Here is a 3,577-nt window from a genome sequence, read left to right on the forward strand (position 1 = left end):
CTCTAATTCCATTTGGTTTGCGTTCTCTCATATCGCTTTTAGTCTAAACTCCAGTGATTGAGCGAGAATACGGCATCATAGATGAGGTACTACCCAATTCTCGATAAACCAAGGAACAGGAGAAAACAGTAATGCAGAGTATTAAACTATGTTCTCATGTTGGGGCTGATGGTATTTTGCATCTGGATATTCCATCGGGGATAGTAAGTGGTGATATTGAAGTAGAAGTAATCATTAAACCTATAACTCCATCACAAAGAGAGTGGATGCCTGGTTTTTTTGAAGAAGTGATTGGTGGTTGGGCAGGAGAACCTTTAGAAAGACTAGAACAGGGAGAATTTGAAACGCGGGAGACGCTGTTTTGACCTATCTGCTAGATACAAATGTTTGTATTAAACTATTGAACAATAGTAGCCAAGCAGTAACAACTCGACTGGTACAGCAGCAGCCAAAAGACATTTATCTTTGTACTGTCGTGCAGATGGAACTTTATTATGGGGCTTACCGTAGTACTCAAAGCGAACGGAATTTAGCATTACTGGAAAGGTTTTTTAGTCAATTTGCTGTATTGCCATTAGACACAACAGCCGCCAAAGTTGCAGGGAGAATTCGCTCAGAACTGTCAGTAAATGGAACTCCCATTGGCCCAAGTGATTTATTAATTGCAGCGATTGCCCTAGTGAACAACTTGACGCTAGTCACGCACAACACAAGAGAATTTAGTCGCGTTAGTGGACTGGTGATTGAAGATTGGGAGTAACAGCAATGATATCTTTTGCGGACTTGAATGAAAACCAATGCTGCTCGACTACTAGATAAACTAGGTATTCCCTACCAAATCCTGAGCTATGAAGTAGATCCTGACGATCTGGCTGCTGAGAGTACAGCACACAAAGTTGGTCTTCCCCCAGAGCAAGTTTTTAAAACTCTAGTAGTCAGAGGTGACACAACAGGTATCTGTTTTGCTGTTGTGCCGGGAAATGCTCAGTTAGATTTAAAAGCCTTGGCGCGAATTTCAGGAAACCGGAAGGTTGAGACGGTTGCCCTGAAGGAAGTCCAGCCACTAACAGGATACATCCGTGGCGGTGTGACAGCTTTAGCTAGCAAAAAAGACTATCCTGTTTACCTTAATGAAACGGCAACCCTATTTTGAGCAGATCACTGTTTCTGGTGGAATGCGAGGAATGCTGCTTTTGCTATCGCCAGATGATTATTTACGTGCAGTCAATGCCACTTTGGCAGCAATTGTACAAGTATATACACTGCTAAATCCTAGCTACTCTCTAAGGATTTTTTCATACTGTGACCAAATCGATGTGGTACTGTTTAGAGTCACTTTCAATACGTATAAATTCATTTAATGGATTATAAGTATCAAAATTTCTCAGATTTTCCTCTTTATTTACAGCATTTTCTAAATAACTTAAAGCTAATGTTGAAGTGACATAAATATTCCCGTGTTGTTTGAACCCTTCTATTATTTCAGCTTCAGGCGGATAATCTTTTACTAAATGTTCGGCTAGATACCCTTTTAAAATTATTCCTCTCAAGCCCGTTTCTTTGTAACCTTCCTTAGCTGTCATCAACGATATACCATCAGCATCAAGATGATGAGAATTCTCATAATCCTCAAAAAACGGGCAAACAATTTTCATGAGATTTTTGACAGGATTTTTAACTTGACCGTAGTTTGGATCGTGCTGTTTTCTTCGTTTTGATTCACCCATGATATATCCCCTAATTAATGCTATGAGTGTACTCCTTTCTACTTGAATCAGCTAGGTCAGGCATCGCATCCCTCTGTGGTGCTGATGAGTGGTTTGTTGAAAGCGCAAATGTCAGGCATAGTAATGTTTTTACCTCCTGGCTCAAATAGTATTGCTTTTATCTCTCTATCGGCTAATACCCTAATTTCTCAATCAAAGCTAGACTACCATCGGAAATTGCCAAGATTTTGGGATAGCAGCAGATGATTGATCTCTACACGTTTACCACACCCAATGGACGCAAAGCTTCCGTCATGCTGGAAGAAGTCGAATTGCCCTACAATGTCCACAAAATTGACATTACTACTCAACAGCAATTTACACCTGAATATATCGCCATCAATCCCAATAGTAAAATTCCCGCCATTGTTGACCAAGAAACTGGAATTAAAGTTTTTGAATCGGGTGCAATTCTAATTTACCTAGCCGAAAAAACAGGTAAACTCTTACCTACTGAACAAAAAAGCCGTTTTCAAGTACTAGAGTGGCTGATGTTCCAAATGGGAGGAGTCGGGCCAATGTTTGGGCAACTTAACCACTTTAAACGCTTTGCACCCGAAAAAATTCCCTATGCCATCGAACGTTACCAAAAGGAAACTTTACGCATTTATAGTGTCTTAGATAAACAACTGCAAGACAATGAATTTATCTGTGGGAACTATTCTATTGCTGATATTGCTACTTATCCGTGGGTAGCAATTTATAAATTTCAGGGTTTAACACTCGACAACTACCCAAATCTCAAACGCTGGGTGGAGATGGTGCAGCAACGTCCGCCTGTGCAACGCGGAATGCAAGTTCCTTAAATGCAGGAGGAGGGATGAGTCAACAATGGGGATGATCCAAACTCCATCCCAGCCAACAGTAAAATCATTCGCTCGGAAGTAACCGCAAAGCAATCCCAAGTATTACTGGATTAAGGACGGCATCCGTGGCTTTGACCAGATACACTAGGGGCTGCTGGCGATGGAGTACTCTAAACATTTAGTCTCAATGCCTCTCTAAATTGGACTGGTTCCATATTCCCAGTTTAGATGCCTTTGCTATGTCCTGAGCCTGTTCAAAAGCCAACTGATTTGGACACTCCACACTAGAGTTACGCGTTCTGGCCAAACCATTCTTGAGCAGTTCTTCCTGAAAACTAATCTCAGCCTCACCCCGTCCATGAGCCATAACTTCAGCAACAGCACGCCCATCGCTGTCTTTTGCGACTGGAACGATCATCAGTTGATTATCGGCAGCAGCAATGAGCTTGAGTAGTTTCTGTTTTGCTTCATGAGCCAATGCTTGTCTTGGAGCTTCACCTTGTTTCAATTCCGGGGCATCAATTCCACAAAGCTCAACTGACATTTGGCTACCATCGGTTTGACGAACTGTGATGCTGTCCCCATCTGCTACTTGGGTAGCGATCCATTCTTCGGTAAGCGCAATGGATGCCTGGTTAGTTCTTTGCAAAATCGAGATAGCGCTGATGGTAGCTCCAGCGATCGCAGTTAAAATTATGCCAGTTATCCACGATGGCTTCATGTCGCTAGCTCTGTTATTGCAATATAAGAAACCACAATTTTAACCGGGAATATTTCTCCGGGACAGTTAGTTGTCACTGTTTGCCGAAAGGAAATGTTAGCTAAAATTTAGCGATTTCAGGCGTGAGCGCTCACTAAAACTTGCTTCTGTTGTTGCGATCGCTTCTAGGGGGTACTTTGTGTCATCGCTCAACTAGGCAATTTTTAGTTGCAGTCTGCTAAAGCTAGACTTTAAACACTAAGTAGACAAAGTAAAAATAAGTTTCTCGGCTCAAAAACTCCATT

The 3,577-nt window shown here is 41.7% G+C and carries 5 protein-coding genes and 1 pseudogene; 4 read left to right on the top strand and 2 right to left on the bottom strand.

All coding sequences use genetic code 11. The features are described from left to right. Positions 1–131: 131 nt before the first annotated feature. The 3 genes and pseudogenes from ABF638_RS37190 to ybaK all read left to right on the top strand — a co-directional run. Entirely contained in the window at positions 132–365 is a 234-nt protein-coding gene (locus tag ABF638_RS37190) for a hypothetical protein (protein WP_375495334.1), read from the top strand. After that, the gene (gene vapC / locus ABF638_RS37195; protein ID WP_435027755.1) at positions 362–760 is read left to right on the top strand and encodes a type II toxin-antitoxin system tRNA(fMet)-specific endonuclease VapC; all 399 of its coding nucleotides are present in this window, start codon (positions 362–364) and stop codon (positions 758–760) included. The genes ABF638_RS37190 and vapC overlap by 4 nt, the downstream gene beginning before the upstream one ends. Before the next feature lie 27 nt (positions 761–787). Further along, positions 788–1,250, top strand: a pseudogene (gene ybaK, locus ABF638_RS37200) (Cys-tRNA(Pro) deacylase); the annotation flags it as partial. Between the two features lie 45 nt (positions 1,251–1,295). Here ybaK and ABF638_RS37205 read toward each other — a convergent pair. Beyond that, positions 1,296–1,727, bottom strand: a complete 432-nt coding sequence (locus ABF638_RS37205) for a hypothetical protein (protein WP_435027756.1) — start codon at positions 1,725–1,727, stop codon at positions 1,296–1,298. 242 nt (positions 1,728–1,969) lie between these two features. Between ABF638_RS37205 and ABF638_RS37210 the strand changes: the two genes are divergently transcribed. After that, entirely contained in the window at positions 1,970–2,572 is a 603-nt protein-coding gene (locus tag ABF638_RS37210) for a glutathione binding-like protein (protein ID WP_435027757.1), read from the top strand. A gap of 184 nt (positions 2,573–2,756) precedes the next feature. Here the strand turns inward: ABF638_RS37210 and ABF638_RS37215 are convergent, their stop codons facing one another. Next, positions 2,757–3,293 (bottom strand): thermonuclease family protein, encoded by a 537-nt coding sequence (locus ABF638_RS37215; RefSeq protein ID WP_435027758.1) that lies wholly within the window; start codon positions 3,291–3,293, stop codon positions 2,757–2,759. Between the last annotated feature and the right edge of the window lie 284 nt (positions 3,294–3,577).

The sequence above is a fragment of the Nostoc sp. CALU 1950 genome (assembly GCF_051172895.1).
In the GTDB taxonomy this organism is placed as follows: domain Bacteria; phylum Cyanobacteriota; class Cyanobacteriia; order Cyanobacteriales; family Nostocaceae; genus Nostoc; species Nostoc edaphicum_A.

Excerpts from the sequence above, each read along its gene's own strand:
- ABF638_RS37190 (WP_375495334.1), top strand. The coding sequence starts at position 132 with ATGCAGAGTATTAAACTATGTTCTCATGTTGGGGCTGATGGTATTTTG.
- ABF638_RS37205 (WP_435027756.1), bottom strand. The coding sequence starts at position 1,727 with ATGGGTGAATCAAAACGAAGAAAACAGCACGATCCAAACTACGGTCAA.
- ABF638_RS37210 (WP_435027757.1), top strand. The coding sequence starts at position 1,970 with ATGATTGATCTCTACACGTTTACCACACCCAATGGACGCAAAGCTTCC.
- ABF638_RS37215 (WP_435027758.1), bottom strand. The coding sequence starts at position 3,293 with ATGAAGCCATCGTGGATAACTGGCATAATTTTAACTGCGATCGCTGGA.